At 65.5% G+C, this 20447-nt stretch carries 22 protein-coding genes; 20 read left to right on the top strand and 2 right to left on the bottom strand.

Annotated features, from left to right (window positions below):
* Positions 1-24: 24 nt before the first annotated feature.
* The 20 genes from GM672_RS00530 (at position 25) to tatC (ending at position 14191) form a co-directional block, all read left to right on the top strand.
* Positions 25-666, top strand: a complete 642-nt coding sequence (locus GM672_RS00530) for an MlaC/ttg2D family ABC transporter substrate-binding protein (RefSeq protein WP_155468568.1) — start codon at positions 25-27, stop codon at positions 664-666.
* Positions 667-738: 72 nt separating this feature from the next.
* Positions 739-1071, top strand: coding sequence for an STAS domain-containing protein (locus GM672_RS00525; protein WP_155468567.1), 333 nt, complete (start codon positions 739-741; stop codon positions 1069-1071).
* A 203-nt stretch (positions 1072-1274) separates the two neighbouring features.
* Complete coding sequence (locus GM672_RS00520; RefSeq protein WP_155468566.1) at positions 1275-2189, top strand: ABC transporter ATP-binding protein; 915 nt, start codon at positions 1275-1277, stop codon at positions 2187-2189.
* Complete coding sequence (locus GM672_RS00515; protein ID WP_155468565.1) at positions 2189-2953, top strand: ABC transporter permease; 765 nt, start codon at positions 2189-2191, stop codon at positions 2951-2953. Before GM672_RS00520 ends, GM672_RS00515 begins: the two co-directional genes overlap by 1 nt.
* Positions 2954-2978: 25 nt before the next feature.
* The gene (locus GM672_RS00510) at positions 2979-3215 is read left to right on the top strand and encodes a BolA family protein (protein WP_155468564.1); all 237 of its coding nucleotides are present in this window, start codon (positions 2979-2981) and stop codon (positions 3213-3215) included.
* 10 nt (positions 3216-3225) lie between these two features.
* Positions 3226-4476, top strand: a complete 1251-nt coding sequence (gene murA / locus GM672_RS00505) for a UDP-N-acetylglucosamine 1-carboxyvinyltransferase (protein ID WP_155468563.1) — start codon at positions 3226-3228, stop codon at positions 4474-4476.
* A 7-nt stretch (positions 4477-4483) separates the two neighbouring features.
* Complete coding sequence (gene hisG / locus GM672_RS00500; RefSeq protein WP_155468562.1) at positions 4484-5155, top strand: ATP phosphoribosyltransferase; 672 nt, start codon at positions 4484-4486, stop codon at positions 5153-5155.
* Between the two features lie 13 nt (positions 5156-5168).
* Positions 5169-6491 carry a histidinol dehydrogenase gene (gene hisD / locus GM672_RS00495; protein WP_155468561.1) on the top strand — a complete coding sequence of 441 codons (1323 nt, stop codon included), beginning with the start codon at positions 5169-5171 and terminating at the stop codon, positions 6489-6491.
* Entirely contained in the window at positions 6481-7347 is an 867-nt protein-coding gene (locus tag GM672_RS00490) for a DNA-methyltransferase (protein WP_155468560.1), read from the top strand. Before hisD ends, GM672_RS00490 begins: the two co-directional genes overlap by 11 nt.
* 3 nt (positions 7348-7350) lie before the next feature.
* Positions 7351-8439 (top strand): histidinol-phosphate transaminase, encoded by a 1089-nt coding sequence (gene hisC, locus GM672_RS00485; RefSeq protein ID WP_155468559.1) that lies wholly within the window; start codon positions 7351-7353, stop codon positions 8437-8439.
* A gap of 20 nt (positions 8440-8459) precedes the next feature.
* Complete coding sequence (gene hisB / locus GM672_RS00480; RefSeq protein ID WP_155468558.1) at positions 8460-9062, top strand: imidazoleglycerol-phosphate dehydratase HisB; 603 nt, start codon at positions 8460-8462, stop codon at positions 9060-9062.
* Positions 9063-9083: 21 nt separating this feature from the next.
* Complete coding sequence (hisH, locus tag GM672_RS00475; RefSeq protein WP_155468557.1) at positions 9084-9719, top strand: imidazole glycerol phosphate synthase subunit HisH; 636 nt, start codon at positions 9084-9086, stop codon at positions 9717-9719.
* A 40-nt stretch (positions 9720-9759) separates the two neighbouring features.
* Entirely contained in the window at positions 9760-10539 is a 780-nt protein-coding gene (gene hisA / locus GM672_RS00470) for a 1-(5-phosphoribosyl)-5-[(5-phosphoribosylamino)methylideneamino]imidazole-4-carboxamide isomerase (RefSeq protein ID WP_155468556.1), read from the top strand.
* 1 nt (position 10540) lies between these two features.
* Positions 10541-11302, top strand: a complete 762-nt coding sequence (gene hisF, locus GM672_RS00465; RefSeq protein ID WP_155468555.1) for an imidazole glycerol phosphate synthase subunit HisF — start codon at positions 10541-10543, stop codon at positions 11300-11302.
* Positions 11303-11315: 13 nt separating this feature from the next.
* Complete coding sequence (gene hisI / locus GM672_RS00460) at positions 11316-11756, top strand: phosphoribosyl-AMP cyclohydrolase (protein ID WP_155468554.1); 441 nt, start codon at positions 11316-11318, stop codon at positions 11754-11756.
* Positions 11753-12094 carry a phosphoribosyl-ATP diphosphatase gene (locus tag GM672_RS00455; protein ID WP_155468553.1) on the top strand — a complete coding sequence of 114 codons (342 nt, stop codon included), beginning with the start codon at positions 11753-11755 and terminating at the stop codon, positions 12092-12094. The genes hisI and GM672_RS00455 overlap by 4 nt, the downstream gene beginning before the upstream one ends.
* A gap of 23 nt (positions 12095-12117) precedes the next feature.
* Positions 12118-12489, top strand: a complete 372-nt coding sequence (locus GM672_RS00450; RefSeq protein ID WP_170299881.1) for a histidine triad nucleotide-binding protein — start codon at positions 12118-12120, stop codon at positions 12487-12489.
* 147 nt (positions 12490-12636) lie between these two features.
* Positions 12637-12876, top strand: a complete 240-nt coding sequence (gene tatA / locus GM672_RS00445; protein WP_155468551.1) for a Sec-independent protein translocase subunit TatA — start codon at positions 12637-12639, stop codon at positions 12874-12876.
* Between the two features lie 47 nt (positions 12877-12923).
* A complete protein-coding gene (gene tatB / locus GM672_RS00440; RefSeq protein ID WP_155468550.1) occupies positions 12924-13436 on the top strand; it encodes a Sec-independent protein translocase protein TatB in 513 nt (170 codons plus the stop codon).
* Entirely contained in the window at positions 13436-14191 is a 756-nt protein-coding gene (gene tatC / locus GM672_RS00435; protein WP_155468549.1) for a twin-arginine translocase subunit TatC, read from the top strand. The genes tatB and tatC overlap by 1 nt, the downstream gene beginning before the upstream one ends.
* 90 nt (positions 14192-14281) lie before the next feature.
* On the opposite strand, the gene GM672_RS00430 is transcribed toward tatC, so the two are convergent.
* Positions 14282-17014, bottom strand: a complete 2733-nt coding sequence (locus tag GM672_RS00430) for a M16 family metallopeptidase (protein ID WP_155468548.1) — start codon at positions 17012-17014, stop codon at positions 14282-14284.
* Between the two features lie 133 nt (positions 17015-17147).
* A complete protein-coding gene (locus GM672_RS00425; protein WP_229417486.1) occupies positions 17148-20444 on the bottom strand; it encodes a DEAD/DEAH box helicase in 3297 nt (1098 codons plus the stop codon).
* Positions 20445-20447 lie beyond the last annotated feature (3 nt).

Below are 20447 nucleotides of genomic sequence, written 5' to 3'. Positions count from 1 at the left end.
CCCATTGATAGGTAAAACCGACACATGAAATTCATCAAGCAAATCATCGCCGTCGCCGCCGTGGCCTTCGCCACGAGCGCCATTGCCGCACCGGCCGCCAACGAGGCACCGGACGCCCTGGTCAAGCGCATCAGCTCGGAAGTGCTGGACACGGCCAAGAACGACAAGGATATCCAGGCCGGCAACACCAAGAAGGTCATGGACCTGGTCGAGACGAAGATCCTGCCGTACGTCGATTTCGAACGCATGACGGCCCTGGCCGCCGGCCGTTACTGGCGCGAAGCGACGCCGGAACAGAAGCGCCAGCTGTCGACGGAATTCCGCACCTTGCTCATCTTCACGTACTCGGGCGCCCTGTCGCAGGTGCGTAACGAAACCATCGAGTTCAAGCCGCTGCGCGCCGATCCGGCCGATGCGGAAGTGGAAGTGCGTTCGCAGGTGAACGTGGCCCGTGGCGAACCGGTGCTGCTGAACTACCGCGTGGCCAAGACTCCGGCCGGCTGGAAGATCTATGACATCAACGTGCTGGGCGCCTGGCTGGTGGAAACCTACAAGGGCACCTTCAACACGGAAATCAGCAAGGGCGGCATCGATGGCCTGATCAAGACCCTGGCCGCGAAGAACAAGCAGCTGGCAAGCAAGCCGCTGGCCACCGCCAAGAAGTAATTTCCGTAATGCTGTAGAATTCGGGGCATGACATTGTTGTCATGCCCAAGTTTTTTCGAACCCCGATCCGACATGGCCGATTCCGCCAACAACATGTTGTCCCTGACCGCACTGACCGTGGATAACGCCACGGCCGCGCTGGAGCATGGCCTGGCCGCGATCGCCGCGGGCCAGAACGTGTTCGACCTGCGCAATGTGGTGGCGGTCGATTCGGCAGCCGTGTCGGTGATGCTGGCCTGGCAGCGCGCCGCTGCTGCCGCCGGCATCCGCCTGGAACTGGTGCACCTGCCCGCGATGCTGCGCAGCCTCACCAAGCTGTATGGTGTCTGCGAACTGGTCTCGCCCGAGCTGTGCGACCAAACGGCCCGCGACGTTTCGACGCCGGCCGAACTGCACCATCATTGACCCCCGCCTGAACCCCCGCCCCCGTCGGCGCCGGTGCTTTTGCCGGGGCCGTCATAGTCTGACCGAAATTCCAATATAATTGACCGTTACCGTTGCCAACAGGGCCACGGTGTCCGCTTCCCCGGCCTGTTGGCCGTCAACGGCAACGGTCGCATGTTCGAACCACGTCCTATCCAGACCGTCCAATCAAAGACAAACCAGGCATGACAGCAATCGAAATCAGCAATGTCGAGAAGCGCTACAAATCGCTCCAGGCACTGGGCGGCGTGTCGCTCTCGATCGAGCAAGGCGAGTTTTTCGGCCTGCTGGGGCCCAACGGCGCCGGCAAGACCACCCTGATCTCCATCATCGCGGGCCTGATCCGGGCCGATAGCGGCACGGTGAAGATCCACGGCCACGAAGTGACGGGCGACTTCCGCGCCGCCCGCAAGAAGCTGGGCGTGGTGCCGCAGGAGCTGGTGTTCGATCCCTTCTTCACGGTGCGCGAGACCTTGCGCCTGCAATCGGGCTACTTCGGGCTGCCCAACAACGACAAGTGGATCGACGAGGTGATGCACAACCTCGACCTGACCAACAAGGCCGACACCAATATGCGCGCCCTGTCCGGCGGCATGAAGCGCCGCGTGCTGGTGGCGCAGGCCCTGGTGCACAAGCCGCCCGTGATCGTGCTGGACGAACCCACCGCCGGCGTCGACGTCGAACTGCGCCAGACCTTGTGGAAGTTCATCTCGCGCCTGAACTGCGAAGGCCACACGGTGGTGCTGACCACCCACTACCTGGAAGAAGCCCAGGCCATGTGCAAGCGCGTGGCCATGCTCAAGTCGGGCAAGGTGGTCGCGCTGGACACGATGTCCGCGCTGATCCGCCGCATCTCCGGCTCGCAGCTGATCGTTCACATGAAGCAGGGCGACCTGCCGGAGGACATGCGCCACCTCGTCACGCACCCGGAAAGCGCCGAGACCGGCCGCAAGTACAGCCTGCGCATCAACGATTATTCCGAGGTGGAGCAGATCCTGGCGCGCCTGCGCGCGGCCGGCGTCGTCATCGACGAGATGCAGCTGCAGCAGGCCGACCTGGAAGACATTTTCCTGCAAATCATGGACAAGGGAGCACTGTGATGATCGGTTCCACGGGCTTTCGCACCCTGGTGTACAAGGAAACGCTGCGCTTCTACAAGGTGGCGACGCAGACGGTGGCCGCGCCCATCCTGACGGCCATGCTGTACCTGCTGATCTTCGGCCACGTGCTGGAAGGGCGCGTCACGGTTTATCCCGGTGTCAGTTACACGGCCTTCCTGATTCCGGGCCTGGTGATGATGAGCGTGCTGCAAAATGCCTTCGCCAATTCCAGCTCATCGCTGATCCAGTCGAAAATCACGGGCAACCTCGTGTTCGTGCTGCTCACGCCCCTGTCGCACTGGGAGATCTTCTCGGCCTACACGATCGCCGCCATGGTACGCGGCATCACCGTCGGCGCGGGCGTGTTCATCGTCACCGCGTGGTTCGCCAACATGAGCTTCGAGTGGCCCCTGTGGATCGCCGCATTCGCGCTGCTGGGCGCCGCCATCCTCGGCACCATGGGCCTGATCGCCGGCATCTGGGCCGAAAAATTCGACCAGCTGGCCGCCTTCCAGAACTTCCTGATCATGCCGTTGACCTTCCTGTCCGGCGTGTTCTATTCGATTCACTCCTTGCCACCGTTCTGGCTGACCGTCTCGCACCTGAACCCGTTCTTCTACATGATCGACGGCTTCCGCTACGGCTTCTTCGGCCAGTCCGACATCAATCCCTGGACCAGCCTCGCCATCGTCTCCGCCTTCCTGGTGGTACTGGCGCTGCTGGCCATTCGTCTGCTGCGCAGCGGCTATCGTCTTCGCCACTAAGGCACCCAGTAATCTAGGAACCATCATGACCACGACCCCAGAAGCAATCCACGGCTACATCGCCGCCGGCCTCGAATGCACCCACCTGCAAGTGGAAGGCGACGGCCAGCACTTCCAGGCCATCATCGTCTCGCCCGCGTTTGCCGGCAAGCGCCCGATCCAGCGCCACCAGCTGGTGTACGCGGCCCTGGGCGACCGCATGCGCGAGGAAATCCACGCGCTGTCGATGAAGACGCTGACCCCCGAAGAATACCAAGGCTAAGGAGACCTGCATGGACAAACTGCTCATTACCGGCGGCAAGCGCCTGGTCGGCGACATCCAGATTTCCGGCGCCAAGAACGCGGCGCTGCCGATCCTGTGCGCTGGCCTGCTGACGGCCGGCGACCTGGAACTGTCGAACGTGCCGAACCTGCACGACGTGGCGACGATGTTGAAACTCTTGCGCCAGACCGGCCTGGCCATTGAACAGAATGGCGACAAGGTCGTCATGAACGGTTCGGCCATCAACAAGCTGGAAGCGCCGTATGAACTGGTCAAGACGATGCGCGCGTCGATCCTCGTGCTGGGCCCCCTGCTGGCCCGCTTCGGCGAAGCGAAGGTGTCGCTGCCGGGCGGCTGCGCCATCGGCTCGCGCCCCGTCGACCAGCACATCAAGGGCCTGCAGGCACTGGGTGCGGACATCTCGATCGACGCCGGCTACATCTACGCCAAGGCGAAAAAACTGAAGGGCACCCGCGTCGTCACCGACATGATCACGGTGACCGGCACGGAAAACCTGCTGATGGCCGCCACCCTGGCCGATGGCGAGACGGTGCTGGACAACGCCGCCTGCGAACCGGAAGTGACGGACCTGGCCAACCTGCTGGTGGCCATGGGCGCGAAGATCGACGGCATCGGCACCCACCGCCTGGTGATCCAGGGCGTGTCGTCGCTGCACGGCGCGGCCCATACCGTGATTTCCGACCGCATCGAGGCAGCCACCTTCCTGTGCGCCGTGGCGGCCGCCGGCGGCGACATCACGATCCGCAATACGCGCGTGGACATCATGGACGCGGCGCTGGAAAAGCTGCGCGAGATGGGCCTGCGCCTGACCGTGGGCGACACGTGGATTCGCGCCCAGATGGATGCGCGCCCGACGCCGGTGAGCTTCAGCACCACCGAATACCCAGGCTTCCCGACCGACATGCAGGCGCAGTTCATGGCCGTCAACACCATCGCCGACGGCAGCAGCACGGTGCAGGAAACCATCTTCGAGAACCGCTTCATGCACGTGCAGGAGATGAACCGCCTGGGCGCGGCCATCCAGACCGACGGCAATACGGCCACCATCCGCGGCGTGCAGCAGCTGATCGGCGCGCCCGTGATGGCCACCGACCTGCGCGCCTCGGCCTCGCTGGTGATCGCCGGCCTGGCGGCCAAGGGCGAAACGCTGATCGACCGCATCTATCACCTCGATCGCGGCTACGACCGCATGGAAGTGAAACTGTCCGCCGTCGGCGCCAACATCACCCGCATCAAGTAAACGCCCCATGAATCCCATCACCGCCACCGATTCTTCCCAGCTGATCCTGGCCCTGTCGAAGGGCCGGATCTTCGACGACACCTTGCCGCTGCTGGCCGCGGCCGGCATCACCGTCACGGAAAACCCGGAAACCTCGCGCAAGCTGATCCTGCCCACCAACGACCCGCACGTGCGCGTGCTGATCGTGCGCGCCACCGACGTGCCGACCTATGTGCAGTACGGCGCGGCGGACTTCGGCGTCGCCGGCAAGGACGTGCTGTTCGAGCATGGCGGCGAGGGGCTGTACCAGCCGGTCGACCTGAACATCGCCAAGTGCCGCATGTCGGTGGCGGTCAAGGCCGGCTTCGACTACGAAACGGCCGTGCGCCAGGGTGCGCGCCTGCGCGTGGCCACCAAGTTCACCGAGATGGCCCGCCAGCACTTCGCCAAGAAGGGCGTGCACGTCGACCTGATCAAGCTGTACGGCTCGATGGAGCTGGCGCCGCTGGTGGGCCTGTCCGATGCCATTGTCGACCTGGTCAGCACCGGCAGCACGCTGCGCGCCAACAACCTCGTCGAGGTCGAGGAGATCATGGAGATCTCGTCGCGCCTCGTCGTCAACCAGGCCGCGCTGAAACTGAAGCGCGCCCGCCTGCAACCGATTATCGAGGCCTTCGAACGGGCCTCCCAAGCCGCCTAAATCACCAATTACCATGATCCAGATCCGCAAACTCGACTCCGCCGCCATCGATTTCCAGGAAACGCTGGACAACCTGCTGGCCTTCGAAGCCGATACCGATACCGCCATCGAACACGCCGTCACGGAGATCATCGCGCAGGTGCGCGGCCGGGGCGACGAGGCGGTGCTCGACTACACGAACAAGTTCGACCGCATCCCGAACGGCGGCGCGCAGGACATGGCGGCCTTCGAGATCGGCCAGGCGGAACTGGACGCGGCGCTGGCCGCGCTGCCCGAAGCGCGGCGCGCGGCCCTGCAGGTGGCGGCCGAGCGCATCCGCGTCTTCCACGAGCGCCAGAAGCAGGAGCTGCAGGGTTTCACGTACACCGAGGCTGACGGCACCGTGCTGGGCCAGCGCATCACGCCGCTGGACCGGGTCGGCATCTACGTCCCGGGCGGCAAGGCGGCATATCCGTCGTCGGTGCTGATGAACGCCGTGCCGGCCAAGGTGGCCGGCGTCGGCGAGATCGTCATGGTCGTGCCCACGCCGGACGGCGTGCGCAACCAGATGGTGCTGGCCGCTGCCGCCATTGCCGGCGTCGACCGCGTGATCGGCATCGGCGGCGCCCAGGCCGTGGCGGCGCTGGCCTACGGCACCGAAACGATCCAGCCTGTCGACAAGATCGTCGGCCCCGGCAATGCCTACGTGGCCGCCGCCAAGCGCCGCGTATTCGGCACCGTCGGCATCGACATGATCGCCGGCCCGTCGGAAATCCTCGTCATCTGCGACGGCACCACCGATCCGGACTGGGTCGCCATGGACCTGTTCTCGCAGGCCGAGCACGACGAACTGGCCCAGGCCATCTTGCTGTGCCCCGACGCGGACTATATCGCCCGGGTGGAAGCATCGATCGCCAGGCTGCTGCCGACGATGCCGCGCCAGGAAACCATCACGACGTCGCTGACGGACCGGGGCGCATTGATCAAGGTACGCGACATGGCCGAGGCCTGCGCGATCGCCAACAGCATCGCCGCCGAACACCTGGAAATCTCGGCGGAGAACCCGCAGCAGTGGGCCGACCAGATCCGCCACGCGGGCGCCATGTTCCTGGGCCGCTTCTCGTCCGAATCGCTGGGCGACTACTGCTGCGGCCCGAACCACGTGCTGCCGACGTCGCGCACGGCGCGCTTCTCGTCGCCGCTGGGGGTGTACGACTTCCAGAAGCGCTCGTCCATCATCCAGGTCAGCGAAGCAGGGGCCCAGACCCTGGGCAAGATCGCCGCCGAACTGGCATATGGCGAGGGGCTGCAGGCGCACGCGCGCAGCGCCGAGCTGCGGCTGAAGAATGAAGACTGACGCCGCCGGTCCAGCCTCCTGGCTGGACCAGGTCCACTGCGAAGACGCCCTGCAGGGGCTGTCCCGCATCCCGGATGGCAGCATCGACCTGATCCTGACGGACCCGCCCTACAACCTGGGCAAGGATTACGGCAACGCTTCGGACCAGCAGTCGGTGGAAGAGTACCTGGCCTGGACCGAGCGGTGGATCGATGCGGCGCTGCCCAAGCTCAAGGCCAACGGCAGCCTGTATATTTTCCTGACGTGGCGCTTCTCGCCGGAGATCTTCGTGATGCTGAAAAAGCGCATGACGATGATGAACGAGATTATCTGGGACCGCCGCGTACCGTCGATGGGCGGCAGCGTGCGCAGCTTCTCGTCGGTGCACGACACGATCGGTTTTTTCGTGCGCCGCAAGGACTACTATTTCGACCTCGACGCCGTGCGCATCCCGTACGACGCCGCGACCAAGAAGGCCCGTTCGCGCTCGATCTTCGTCGGCGCCAAGTGGCTGGAAATGGGTTACAACCCGAAGGATCTGTGGAGCGTATCGCGCCTGCACAAGGAGCATTCCGAGCGGGTCGATCACCCGACCCAGAAGCCCCTGGAAATCATCGAGCGCATGATCAAGGCGTCCTGCCCGCCCGACGGCGTGGTGCTGGACCTGTTCATGGGCAGCGGCACCACCGCCGTGGCGGCGCGGCGCAGCGGCCGGCATTTCGTCGGCTTCGAGCTCAATGCGGAGTACTGCCGCGTGACGGCCGAGCGGCTGGCGGCGCTGGCGCACGGTGTCGTGCCGGAGCCCAAGCCGAAGACCAAGGCCGCAAGCAAAGTCAAAGCCCGCAAAGCCGACACCACCGAAACTATCCTGGAGTAAAGAATGTCCCTGGAAAGCCTGATTGGCAACACCATCCGACCCGACGTCCGCGAGGTCAAGAGCTACCATGTGCAGGACCCGAGCGGCTACATCAAGCTCGACGCCATGGAAAACCCCTACCACCTGCACCAGGCACTGCGCCAGGAACTGGGCCAGCGCCTGGCCGACGTGGCGATCAACCGCTATCCGCCGTCGTACGACGGCCTGAGGCGGCGCATTGCCGCCAGCCTGGGCGTGCCGGCCGGCTACGACGTGTTGTTGGGCAATGGTTCCGACGAGCTCATCTCCATCATGGCCACCGCCTGCGCCCGCCAGGACCGCCGCGCCGTGCTGCTGGCGCCCGTGCCCGCCTTCGTCATGTTCCAGCGCTCGGCCCAGTTCGCCGGCATGGACTTCGTCGGCGTGCCGCTGAACGACGATTTTTCGCTGGACCTGCCCGCCATGCTGGCCGCCATTGCCGAGCACAAGCCGGCCCTGGTGTTCCTGGCCTACCCGAACAACCCGACGGGGAACCTGTTCGACACGGCCGCGGTCGAACAGATCCTGGCCGCCCTGGGCGACACGGGCCTGGCCGTGCTGGACGAGGCCTACGAGCCGTTCGCACAGCAGAGCTTCATGCCGCGCCTGCCCGAGTTCGACAACCTGATCGTCATGCGCACCTTGTCGAAGCTGGGCCTGGCCGGTATCCGGCTCGGCTATATGTCGGCCGCGCCCGCGCTGCTGGCCGAGTTCGACAAGGTGCGGCCGCCCTACAACGTCAACGTGATGACGCAGGCGGCGGCCGAGTTCGCGCTCGACCATCTCGACATCCTGAACGAGCAGGCCGCGCTGCTGCGGCAGCAGCGCACCGAGCTGAGCCAGGCGCTGGCCGCGCTGCCGGGGGTCACGGTGTACCCGTCGGCCGCCAATTTCATCCTGATCCGTGTGGCGGATGCCGACACTACCCATACGAAACTGCTGGCCCATAAAATTTTGATTAAAAATTTGAGTAAAATGCACAGTGTGCTGACGAACTGCCTGCGTATCACCGTCAGCACGCCGGAAGAAAACGCCGCTTTCCTCGACGCCCTGAAAGCGTCGTTGGCGGACTGATCCATATCCTGAGCCTTCCCATGACCACCCTTGCAGAACGCAGCGCCGAAGTTACGCGCAACACCAACGAAACGCAGATCCGCGTCGCCCTGAACCTGGACGGCACCGGCGCGCAGTCCCTCAACACGGGCGTGCCCTTCCTGGACCATATGCTGGACCAGATCGCCCGCCACGGCCTGATCGACCTGGACATCCAGGCCACGGGCGACACCCATATCGACAACCACCACACGGTGGAAGATGTCGGCATCACCCTGGGCATGGCCGTGGCCAAGGCCATCGGCGACCGCAAGGGCATCCGCCGCTACGGCCACGCCTATGTGCCGCTGGATGAAGCGCTGTCGCGCGTCGTCATCGATTTCTCGGGCCGGCCCGGCATCGAGTACCACATCCCGTTCACGCGCGCGATGATCGGCACCTTCGACGTCGACCTGACCCTGGAATTCTTCCGCGGCTTCGTCAACCACGCCGGCATCACCCTGCACATCGATAACCTGCGCGGCACCAATGCCCACCACCAGTGCGAAACCGTGTTCAAGGCCTTCGGCCGCGCCCTGCGCATGGCCGTCGAGCGCGACGAACGCGCGGCAGGCACGATCCCGTCGACCAAGGGAAGCCTGTAATTCCACTCACCGGGCCAGCTAATGAAAAAAATCGTTGTAGTTGACTACGGCATGGGCAATCTGCGCTCCGTCGCGCAGGCCCTGCGGGCGGTCGCGCCGGAGGCGGACATCGTCATTTCCGGCGAAGCCGCCGCCATCGAGAACGCCGACCGCCTCGTGCTGCCGGGCCAGGGCGCCATGCGCGACTGCATGAAGAGCCTGCGCGAAGCAGGCATCGAGGAGGCGCTGCGCCGCGCCGCCGCCAGCAAGCCCCTGCTGGGCGTGTGCATCGGCGAGCAGATGCTGTTCGGCGAAAGCGAGGAGGGCGGCGAAGGCTTGAACCTGCTTCCGGGCAAGATCGTGCGCTTCCGCCTGGACGGCCAGTTGCAGGAAGACGGCTCGCGCTTCAAGGTGCCGCAGATGGGCTGGAACCAGGTGCGCCAGACGTCGCCCCACCCGATCTGGCAAGGCATCGCCGACGACGCCTATTTCTACTTCGTGCACAGCTACCACGTGCAGCCCGAACAGAGCGCACACAGCATCGGCGAAACCGTGTATGGTGCATCGTTCTGCTGCGCCGTCGCCCGGGACAATATCGTTGCCACCCAGTTCCACCCCGAGAAAAGCGCGGCGGCGGGCCTGCAGCTGTACAAGAATTTCGTGCACTGGAATCCCTAAGCGGTTTCACACCCACTCATCCAACCTAACTGATAAAGCCATGCTGCTCATTCCTGCCATCGACCTCAAGGACGGTCACTGCGTTCGCCTCAAACAGGGCGATATGGAACTCGCCACTGTATTTTCCGACGATCCGGGCGCGATGGCCCGTCATTGGCTGGAGCAGGGCGCCCGCCGGCTGCACCTGGTCGACCTGAACGGCGCCTTTGCCGGCAAGCCGAAGAACGAAGGCGCCGTCAAGGCGATCCTGAAGACGGTGCAGGAATTCGCGGCCGAGCACGATATCGACGAGATTCCCGTCCAGCTGGGCGGCGGCATCCGCGACCTCGACACCATCGAGCGCTACCTGGACGACGGCATTACCTACATCATCGTCGGCACGGCCGCCGTGAAGAATCCCGGCTTCCTGCACGACGCTTGCGGCGCCTTCCCGGGCAGCATCATCGTCGGCCTGGACGCCAAGGACGGCAAGGTCGCCACCGACGGCTGGAGCAAGATGTCCGGCCACGAAGTGATCGACCTGGCGCAAAAATTCGAACAGTACGGCGTCGAATCGATCGTCTACACCGACATCGGCCGCGACGGCATGATGGGCGGCGTCAACATCGAAGCGACCGTGCGCCTGGCCCAGGCCGTGCGTATTCCCATCATCGCCTCCGGCGGCCTGCACAACCTGGCCGACGTGGAAGCGCTGTGCGCCGTGCAGGACGAAGGCATCGAAGGCGTCATCTGCGGCCGCTCGATCTACGAAGGCACGATCAACCTGAACGAAGCGCAGCTGCGCGCCGACGAGCTGTCCGGCGAACTGAGCGAAGACTGATATGCTGGCCAAACGCATCATCCCCTGCCTGGACGTGACCAACGGGCGCGTCGTCAAGGGCGTCAACTTCACCGAGCTGCGCGACGCCGGCGACCCGGTGGAAATCGCCCGCCGCTACGACGAGCAGGGCGCCGACGAGCTGACCTTCCTCGACATCACGGCATCGAGCGACAACCGCGGCCTGATCCTCGACATCATCGAGGCCGTGGCGTCCCAGGTCTTCATTCCGCTGACGGTGGGCGGCGGCGTGCGCGAGGTGGGCGATGTGCGCCGCCTGCTCAACGCCGGTGCCGACAAGATCAGCCTGAACACGTCGGCCGTCAGCAACCCGCAACTGGTGCACGACGCGTCGCAGAAGCACGGCTCGCAGTGCATCATCGTCGCCATCGATGCCAAGCAGGTCGCGCCCGGCAAATGGGAAGTGTTCACGCACGGCGGGCGCAAGGCTACCGGCCTGGACGCCGTCGAGTGGGCCCGCAAGATGGAAGCGATGGGCGCCGGCGAGCTGCTGCTGACCAGCATGGACCGCGACGGCACCAAGTCCGGCTTCGACCTGGAACTGACGCGCGCCGTGTCCGATGCCGTCAGCGTGCCCGTGATCGCCTCGGGCGGCGTGGGCGGCCTGCAGGACCTGGCCGACGGTATCATCAAGGGCCGCGCGGACGCGGTGCTGGCGGCCAGCATCTTCCACTACGGCCAGCACACGGTGCAGGAAGCCAAGCGCTTCATGGCGCAGCAGGGCATCCCGATGCGGCTGGCTTGAGCAGGACAATCCTATGAGTATCCCGACGACGACGCCTAGCGTAGCCAAGGCAAAATGGCTGAACCGTGTGAAGTGGGACGAGCATGGCCTCGTGCCCGTGATCGCCCAGGAAGCGGGCAGCAACGACGTGCTGATGTTCGCCTGGATGAACCGCGACGCGCTGTATAAAACCGTGGAACTGGGCGAGGCCGTGTACTGGAGCCGTTCGCGCAAGAAGCTGTGGCACAAGGGCGAGGAGTCCGGCCACGTGCAGAAGGTGCTGGAAATCCGCCTCGACTGCGACGAAGACGTCGTGCTGCTGAAGGTCGAGCAGGCCGGCGGCATCGCCTGCCACACGGGCCGCCACTCCTGCTTCTTCCATAAATTCGACGGCGATGCGCCGAACGGCGACTGGCAGGACGCGGAGCCCGTCCTGAAGGACCCCGGCACCATTTATACGGAAAAGAAGAAATGACGATACTCGACCGCGTCGGCGCCACCATCGAGTCGCGCAAGCTGGCCAACGGCGGCGACCCCGCAACCTCGTATGTGTCGAAACTGTTCTCGAAAGGGGACGACGCCATCCTGAAGAAGATCGGCGAGGAAGCCACCGAGCTGGTGATGGCCGCCAAGGACGCCCGCGCCGCCGGCGACGCCGGCAAGGTGCTGTACGAATGCGCCGACCTGTGGTTCCACTCGCTGGTGCTGCTGGCGCAGTTCGACCTGACGCCGCAGCAGGTGCTGGACGAGCTGGCCCGCCGCGAAGGCATCTCCGGCATCGACGAAAAAGCCGCGCGCCCGGACGCGCCATGAATCAATTGCGACAAGGATCGAACGTGGACAACTGCCTGTTTTGTAAGATCGCTGCCAAGCAAATCCCCGCCGCCGTCGTGTACGAGGACGAGGAACTGCTGGCCTTCAAGGACATCAACCCCGCCGCCCCGGTGCACCTGCTGATCATTCCGAAGCAGCACATCGCCACCTTGTCCGACTGCGACGGCAGCCATGTCGCCATCCTGGGCAAGATGCTGGCGCTGGCGCCCCGGCTGGCCGAGGAGCACGGCATCTCGGTGGTGTATGACGCCGCCGGCGCGCCCACGCGCGGCTACAAGACCCTCATCAACAGCGGCCCGGATGGCGGCCAGGTGGTCTATCACATGCACATGCATATGTACGGCGGCCCGCGGCCATGGCGCGGCATGCACTAACGCCCGCCATCGTGCGGTCATCTGCGCGAAATGGTCGTCCGGAACCAGCCTTTTCTGGACGTTAATGACAGGCACATGACATCGCGCGATCGCTTATACTGTCTCGATTACACGGATTCGGGCTGCGTGCCCTGCAAGGAGAAAATTATGGGTTCCATGAGCATCTGGCACTGGCTGATCGTCCTCGTCGTCATCATGCTGGTCTTCGGCACGAAAAAACTGGGCAATATCGGTTCCGACCTGGGCAAGGCCGTCAAGGGTTTCAAGGACGGCGTCAAGAACGAAGACGAGCAGAAGGCCGGCGGCGCCACGCCGACCCCGCCGCCATCGCAAGTGACGGACAAGGGCACCATCGAGGTGGACGCCAAGGAAAAGCACAAGCTGTGACAGCGCTGCCGGCCCGGCCGGCATCGTGGGCCAATCTTGTATAACTTATGATCGATCTCGGTCTCTCCAAACTTGCCATCATCGGCGTCGTGGCGCTGATCGTCATCGGCCCTGAAAAGCTGCCGAAGGTTGCCCGCATGGCGGGCACGCTGTACGGCCGCGCCCAGCGCTACCTGCACGACGTGAAATCCGAAGTGAGCCGCGAAATCGAGCTCGAGGAACTGCGCAACCTGCAGAAGAACGTGCAGGAGCAGGCCCAGTCGATCAAGGCCGACGTGGAAAACTCGATCGCCCAGAACATGGCCGACGTCGAGGAAGCCTTCCGTGTCGACGATCATTCTTCCCATACGCACCACGCCGGCGACGCGTATTCGTCGGCCAGCACGGAAGACCTGTCGCGCAAGGCCAAGGAATTTCGCCGCAAGCGCCTGGTGCGCACGTCCGCCGTGCCGCTGTGGTACAAGCAGCGCAATGGCGGCCGTTCGCATGTCGTTTCCGGCGCCGCCCGTGTCGCGCGCTTCCGCCCGCGTAACGGCAAACCCCCAGCTTCGTTCTACTAATGAGCACTGAAAACCCGGTCGAAGAAACTTTCATCAGCCACCTGATCGAACTGCGTGACCGGCTGGTCAAGGCTTCCATCGGCATCCTCATCGCCACCGCGGCCCTGATGTTCTGGCCCGGCCCGGCCCAGATCTACGATTTGATCGCCCAACCCATGATCGCCGCGCTGCCGGTGGGCTCGAAGATGATCGCCACCGGCGTCATCGCCCCCTTCCTGGTGCCGATGAAGGTCACCTTGCTGCTGGGCTTCGTGCTGTCGCTGCCGTGGGTGCTGTACCAGATGTGGGCCTTCGTCGCCCCTGGCCTGTACACCCACGAAAAGCGCCTGGTCGCGCCGCTCGTCATTTCCTCGTCGCTGCTGTTCGTCGGCGGCGTCGCCTTCTGCTATTTCCTCGTCTTCGGCCGCGTGTTCGCCTTCATCAGCGAATTCTCGCCCACGTCGATCGCCGTCACGCCCGATATCGAGAACTACCTCGACTTCGTCATGTCAATGTGCCTGGCCTTCGGCGCCGCCTTCGAAGTGCCCGTCGTCGTCGTCATCCTGGTCCGCATGGGCATCGTCTCGCTGGCCAAGCTGAAGGAATGGCGCCCCTACGTCATCGTCGGCGCCTTCGTCATCGCCGCCATCGTCACGCCGCCGGACGTGGTCAGCCAGTTCTCGCTGGCCATCCCCATGTGGCTGCTGTTCGAAGTGGGCCTGTTGGTCTCGCCGCTGTTCGTGCGAATGACGCGCTCGCCCGAGGAACAGGTGTAGCCCGCCGTTGCTGCGTGGCCTGCGATAAAAAAACGCCAACCCCCGGGTTGGCGTTTTTCATTGGTGGCGCCGCAGCGCCACGTCCTTCCCTTACGGTGCGCCGGCGGCCGTGGCCTTGGCGCGGTCGGCCGCGATGACGACCACCAGCTTGGCCGGATCGACGGCCTTCCTGAACGCGGCGCTGGCCTGCTCGGCCGTCACGCCCGCCAACTTCGCTTCCAAGGCCTGGTCCCACGCGAAGTCGCGGTCCAGGTAGCGCCGTTCCGTCCATTTGCGCGCCACGGCGGTGTCCTGCGAACGCTCCTGCACCGCCCGTTCCAGCAGGCCCTTGCGCGCATCCGCCACTTCCTCGGCCGTGAAGCCCTGCGCCACGGCTTTCTGCAGCTCGTCGCGCACGGCCGCTTCCACCTTGGCCATGTTCTGCGGCGCGCCGATGGCGTTGATGGCGAAACGGCCGTAGCGGTCCTGGTCCACGGCCCAGATGTACGCCATGCCGCCATAGGACAGCCCGTCCTTCTGGCGCAGCCGGTCCATCAGGCGCGACTTCAGGCCGCCGTTGCCGAAGATATACGACGCCACCTGCAGCGCCGCGTAGTCCGGGTCATCGGTGCGCACGTCCAGGTTCATGCCGGCCGCGTACGAGGCGTTTTCCTTGTCGGGCATGTCGACCTTCTGCACCGCCGGCTTGACGTCGGCATACGCCAGCGGCACGCGCTGGTAGGGCGTCTTGCTGGTCCAGTTGCCATACAGTTCCTGCGTGAGCTTGCGCACGTCGGCCGCTTCGAAGTCGCCCACCACGGCCAGTTCGCCGCGGGAGGCACCGTAGAAGTCGCGGTGGAAGGCCACCACGTCTTCCCGCTTCACGGCCCGCAGCGCTTCGAGTTCTTCGTCGATCGTCATTTCCGCGCGCACGTCGCCCTTCTTGTAGTGGCTCAGGTGCACGCCGACACCGCGCGCCGCCACCGACGACGGGTCGCCCCGTTCCGCCTCGATCTCGACGGCCGTCAGCTTGTGCAGCTGTTCGAAATCGGCTGCCGGGAAGTTCGCTTCCTTGAGCACGTGCGCCATCAGCCGCATGGCGGCCGGCAGGTGTTCGCGGGTGGTCTGGAACGCGTACATATTGCCCGTGATTTTCAGCTTCTGCATTTCGTCGGCCAGCTGCTCGCGCGTGTACTTGCTGGTGCCGCGCAGCAGCATGCGCTCGGTCAACGTGCTGACCATGCGCTTGCCGAACCAGGATTTCTCGTCGCCCCAGTGCAGCTTCAGCTGCACGGCCACGGTCTGGCCCCGCGTCGCCTTCGGCAGCAGCGCCACTTTCAGGCCGCCGATGGTTTCCAGCGTCGTGCGCGCGTTGATGTTGTCCGGCGTGGCAACGAAGACTTCGCCCGCCTTGACGGCCGCCTTGGGCGTGTAGTTGGCCAGCACGGCATCCACGCCGGGTGCGGCCGAAACCAGCACGCGGTCCGGTTCATCGGTCGGCACGAACGTGCCTATCGTGCGGTTGGACTGCTTGAAGTAGCGCCGCGCCACGTCGGCCACCTGCTGCGGCGTCACCTTGGCAATGGCGTCGCGCTGGTAGAAGAAGGTGCGCCAGTCGCCCAGCGCGATCGCCTCGGACAGCACCACGCCCACCTGTTCGGCGTCGTTCAGGGTTTTTTCCATCCGGTTCGCGCTGTTGCGCTGCACGCGCTCGACTTCCTCCTGCGTGGGCGGCTGCTCGGCCAGGCCTTCGGCCACGGCAATCATGGCATCGCGCACCGGCTCGGGCGCCTCGCCCTTCTTGACGACGGCGCCCCGCACCTGCAGGCCCGGCGTGACGCCGTTCATGCCGAAGGCGAAGGTCTGCACGGCCTTGCCCTTGACGACCAGTTCCTTGTGCAGGCGCCCGTTCGGCGTATCGCCGAGAATCTCGTCCAGCACCGTCAGCGCGGGCATGTCCGCGTGCAGGCTGCCGGGACCCTTGTAGGCCAGGCCGATCAGCTGGTAGTCGCCCTTGCGGCGCACGGCGAACGAGCGCTCGCCATCCTGGGCCGGTTCCACCGTCCAGAAGCTGGGCAGGGTGCGCTTGGGCTTGGGGATCTTGCCGAAGGCCTGGGCGATCCAGTGCAAGGTGCGCGTCTCGTCGAACTGGCCGGCCACCAGCAGCACGGCATTGTCCGGCTGGTACCAGGTGCGATAGAAGTTCTGCAGGTTCTCGATCTTGACGTTCTCGATATCGCTGCGGTTGCCGATCGGCGAGCGGCCCACGCCATGCCAGTCGAAGGCCACGCTCTGCAGCTGCTTGAACAGCAGGCCGCCCGGATCGCTTTCGCCCATTTCGAATTCGTTGCGCACCACCGTCATTTCCGAATCCAGGTCCTTGCGCGAGACGAACGATTTCGTCATGCGCGCCGCTTCCATGTCGAGCGACCATTTCAGGTTGCCGTCATCGGCCTTGAAGCTCTCGAAGTAATTGGTGCGGTGGCTGCTGGTGGTGCCGTTGAAGCGCATGCCGCGCGCGGCGAACTGCTTGGTGATGTCGGTATAACCCGGCGCGCCCTTGAACAGCAGGTGTTCCAGCAGGTGGGCCATGCCGCTCTCGCCATAGTTCTCGTGGCGCGAGCCGACCAGGTACGTCATGTTGACGGTGGTGGTGGGCTTGGATGCATCGGGGAACAGCAGCACCTTCATGCCGTTGGCGAGGCGGTATTCGGTGATGCCCTCGGCCGACGGGCCGACGGTGACGCCCTTCGGCAGGGTCAATGCCTGCGCGTGCGTGCCCAGCAGCAGCGCGGCGGCGATGGCGGTGGACAGGACGGTTCTTTTCAAAGCTTGGATTTGCATGGTTTCCCGATAGAAGTTGGACGTCGGCAGGTCGCACGCTCTTTCACGGCGCACGTTGCGCGCATGCTACCGCGAATGGGGGACCGCAAAACTCTCGGAAAGTCACACTGGCGCAGGAACCGGGTGCCGGTGCCTACAGCGGCGCGAAAATGGCCTGCAGGTCGTCCGGCGTGAGACGCGCATCGAGCTTGCCGCCTTCGCCCATGATGGCGTCGGCCAGGTTGCCCTTGCGGCGCTGCATGTCCTGGATTTTCTCCTCCAGCGTGCCTTCGGCGATCAGCTTGTAGACGAAGACGGGCTTGTCCTGGCCGATGCGCCAGGCCCGGTCCGTGGCCTGGTTTTCCGCCGCCGGGTTCCACCACGGGTCGTAGTGGATGACGGCATCGGCCGCCGTCAGGTTCAGGCCGACCCCGCCCGCCTTCAGGCTGATCAGGAACACGGGCACGGCGCCCTGCTGGAATTGGGCCACGGGCGTGGCGCGGTCCTGCGTGTCGCCCGTCAGGGTGACGTAGCCGATCGCGCGGTGGCGCAGTTCGGCTGCGATCAGTTCGAGCATGCTGGTGAACTGCGAGAACACCAGCACCTTGCGCTCCTCGCTCATCAGGGTGTCGACCAGCTCCATCAGCGCCGTCAGCTTGGCCGAGCCCACGCCGCTTTTCGCCAGCCCGGCCGTCTTCACGAGGCGCGGGTCGCAGCAGGCCTGGCGCATCTTCAAGAGCGCTTCCAGGATGACGATCTGGCTGCGCGCCACGCCCTTGCGTTCGATCTCGTCGCGCACCTTCTTGTCCATCGCCACGCGCACGGTTTCGTACAGGTCGCGCTGGGCGCCGCCCAGTTCCACCGTCAGCACGATTTCCGTCTTCGGCGGCAGCTCGCTGGCCACCTTGTCCTTGGTCCGGCGCAGCATGAAGGGCTTCACGCGGCGCGTCAGGAAGGCATTGCGGGCCATGTCGTGCTGGACTTCGATGGGCTTGCGGAAGGTGGCGTTGAAGGCCTTTTCCTCGCCCAGCAGGCCCGGCATCAGGAAATGGAACTGCGACCACAGTTCGCCCAGGTGGTTCTGCAGCGGCGTGCCCGTCAGGCACAGGCGGTGGCGGGCGTTCAGCAGGCGCGCCGTCTGCGCCACCTTGGCGCGGCTGTTCTTGATGTACTGCGATTCGTCCAGGATCAGCAGGTGAAAGCGCAGCGCGCGCAGGGCCGCTTCATCGCGCGGCAGCAGTGCGTAGGTGGTCAGCACGACGTCGGCCTGGCCGATGCTGTCGTAGTGCACCTGGCGGTCCTTGCCGTGCAGGGCCAGCACGCGCAGGCCGGGCGTGAAACGGGCCGCCTCGGCGCGCCAGTTGGCGATCAGGCTGGTGGGCACCACCACCAGGGCGGGGGCGTCGAGCCGGCCCGCTTCCTTCTCGATCAGGATATGGGCCAGGGTCTGCACGGTCTTGCCCAGGCCCATGTCGTCGGCCAGGATGCCGCCGAATTCATACTCGCGCAGGAACTGCATCCAGGCCAGGCCTTCACCCTGGTAGTCGCGCAAGGTGGCCTGCAGGCCGGCCGGCGGGGCCACCTGCAGCACCCCACCGAACTGGCCCAGGCGCCGCCCCAGCGCGCGCAGCCGCTGCCCGCCCATCCAGCGCAGCTGCGCGTGCTCTTCCAGCTCGGCCAGGCGGGCCGCGTCGATGACGGGCAGGCGTACGCTGTCGCCCACCCGGTCGTCGAAGAACAGCTCGCCCAGGATCGTGAGGATCGGCTTGACGCGGCCCCACGGCAGCGCCACGAAGGCGCCGTCGGGCAGCTGCACCAGCAGGCGGCTTGCATCGTCGTGGCGGGCCAGTGCGGCCGGGTCGAAGCGCTCCGGCGCCTTGCGGATCAGCTGGACCAGCAGCGGCAGCAGGGGCTGGCGGCGGCCCTCGACGATGATGCCCAGTTCCAGCTCGAACCAGGCATTGCCCTTGTCGCCTTCGTCGGCCACGTCGGCATACCAGTCGTCGACGGTGCGCAGGTCGTAGCGGAAGGTGTCGCCCATCTCCACGCGCCAGCCGGCCTTGCGCAGGATGGCGATGCCGTTCTGGGAAAAGGCCAGCCAGTGCTCTTCGGAGGGCAGGCCGAGCGCCGCATCGGACCCGGGCAGCGGGGCAAAGCCCATCGCCGCCAGCAGCGCGGCCGCCTTTTGCTCGGCATGTTCATCGCGGTGGATCACCTCCACGCTGTCGGCCGTGATGCGGCGCAGCGGCGGCCCGGGTTCGGCGCCGGCATGGATGCCATCGTAGGTGAAGAACAGGAGCGCATAGTCCTGCCACTGGTGTCGGCCCGTCAGCTTGAACCGGTCCTCGCACGCCAGGGTCAGGTGGGGCGTGGGGGCGATATCGCGCCGTTCCTGCAACGGACGCGCCGCCGGTGGCGGCAGGATGCGGTCCAGCCCATGTTCGATCATCTGCTGCGTCATCGCCTCGCGTTCCGCGGGGTTCAGCACGGGGGCCTGGGCCAGCAGCAGCATCAGGCGCTCGATCGGTATGGCGCGCATATTCGGCGGCAGCACCAGCTCGCCCCATGCGCCTTCGTGCAGGTAGCCCACCGGTTCCGTGGGCAGGACATGGTCGACCGGTTCGCCGTCGTCGAACAGCCAGCGGATGCTGACCGCGCCGCCTTCCTCGCAGATGGGGCGCCAGCCGATGGCGGCATGCCGTGGCTGCCCCCTGCGGATGGCCTGGGTGCGGCCCGCTTTCAGGTCGGCCCGCGTCGGCGCCCACCACAGGCGGTCCTGCGCCGCCAGCATGTCGAGCAACTGCCCGGCGATGCGTCCGCCCGGCCGCGTCTCGACGTCGAACGGGGCGACGGCGCGCAGGGCTGCATACAGGCCGATCGGTATTTCATCCTCGGCCTTTACATACGCCGGCGGCTTGCTGACCAGGCTCTTGGTATCGGTCAGCACGGTGGCCGACGCGATGCCCCCATCGGCGCGCATGGCCGCCTTGCACAGATGCAGGCTGACCTCGCGCGTGCGCGTGTTCGGGCACAGCACGAAGGCGATCCGGTGCCCCGGCCTGGCGGCGGCCGCGGCGCGGTCCGCCGTGTCGTTCAGCATGGCCAGCTGGTGCAGCCAGTGCTGGGCGGGGCCGGACAGCTTGGGAACCGGTGCGGCAGCGTGCAGCGCGATATCCGGGCCCCCGCCGTTCAACAGCACGGCCACCACGTGCTTGCAGTTGTACTCCACGGGGCAGGTGCAGTCGCCCGCGACGTCGATGCCGCCGCCGTGGCTGGCCGTGATATGGATGACTTGCTCGTAGAAATTGTGGCCGCTGCCCCACACTTCGCCATGGATGCGGTTCTCCACTACCTGCACCGAGCGCACCATGCCCTCACGCACATAGCCCTGGCCGCGTGAAAACGTACCGCTGTCGAAGGCGTGGCGGATCATCTGGGGAGTGACGTGCATGGT

Origin of the sequence: Pseudoduganella buxea (assembly GCF_009720835.1) — a bacterium.
Classification (GTDB): domain Bacteria; phylum Pseudomonadota; class Gammaproteobacteria; order Burkholderiales; family Burkholderiaceae_D; genus Rugamonas; species Rugamonas buxea.
Note: the sequence above shows the minus strand (reverse complement) of the source record. Positions and strands in the feature narration are given on the sequence as shown.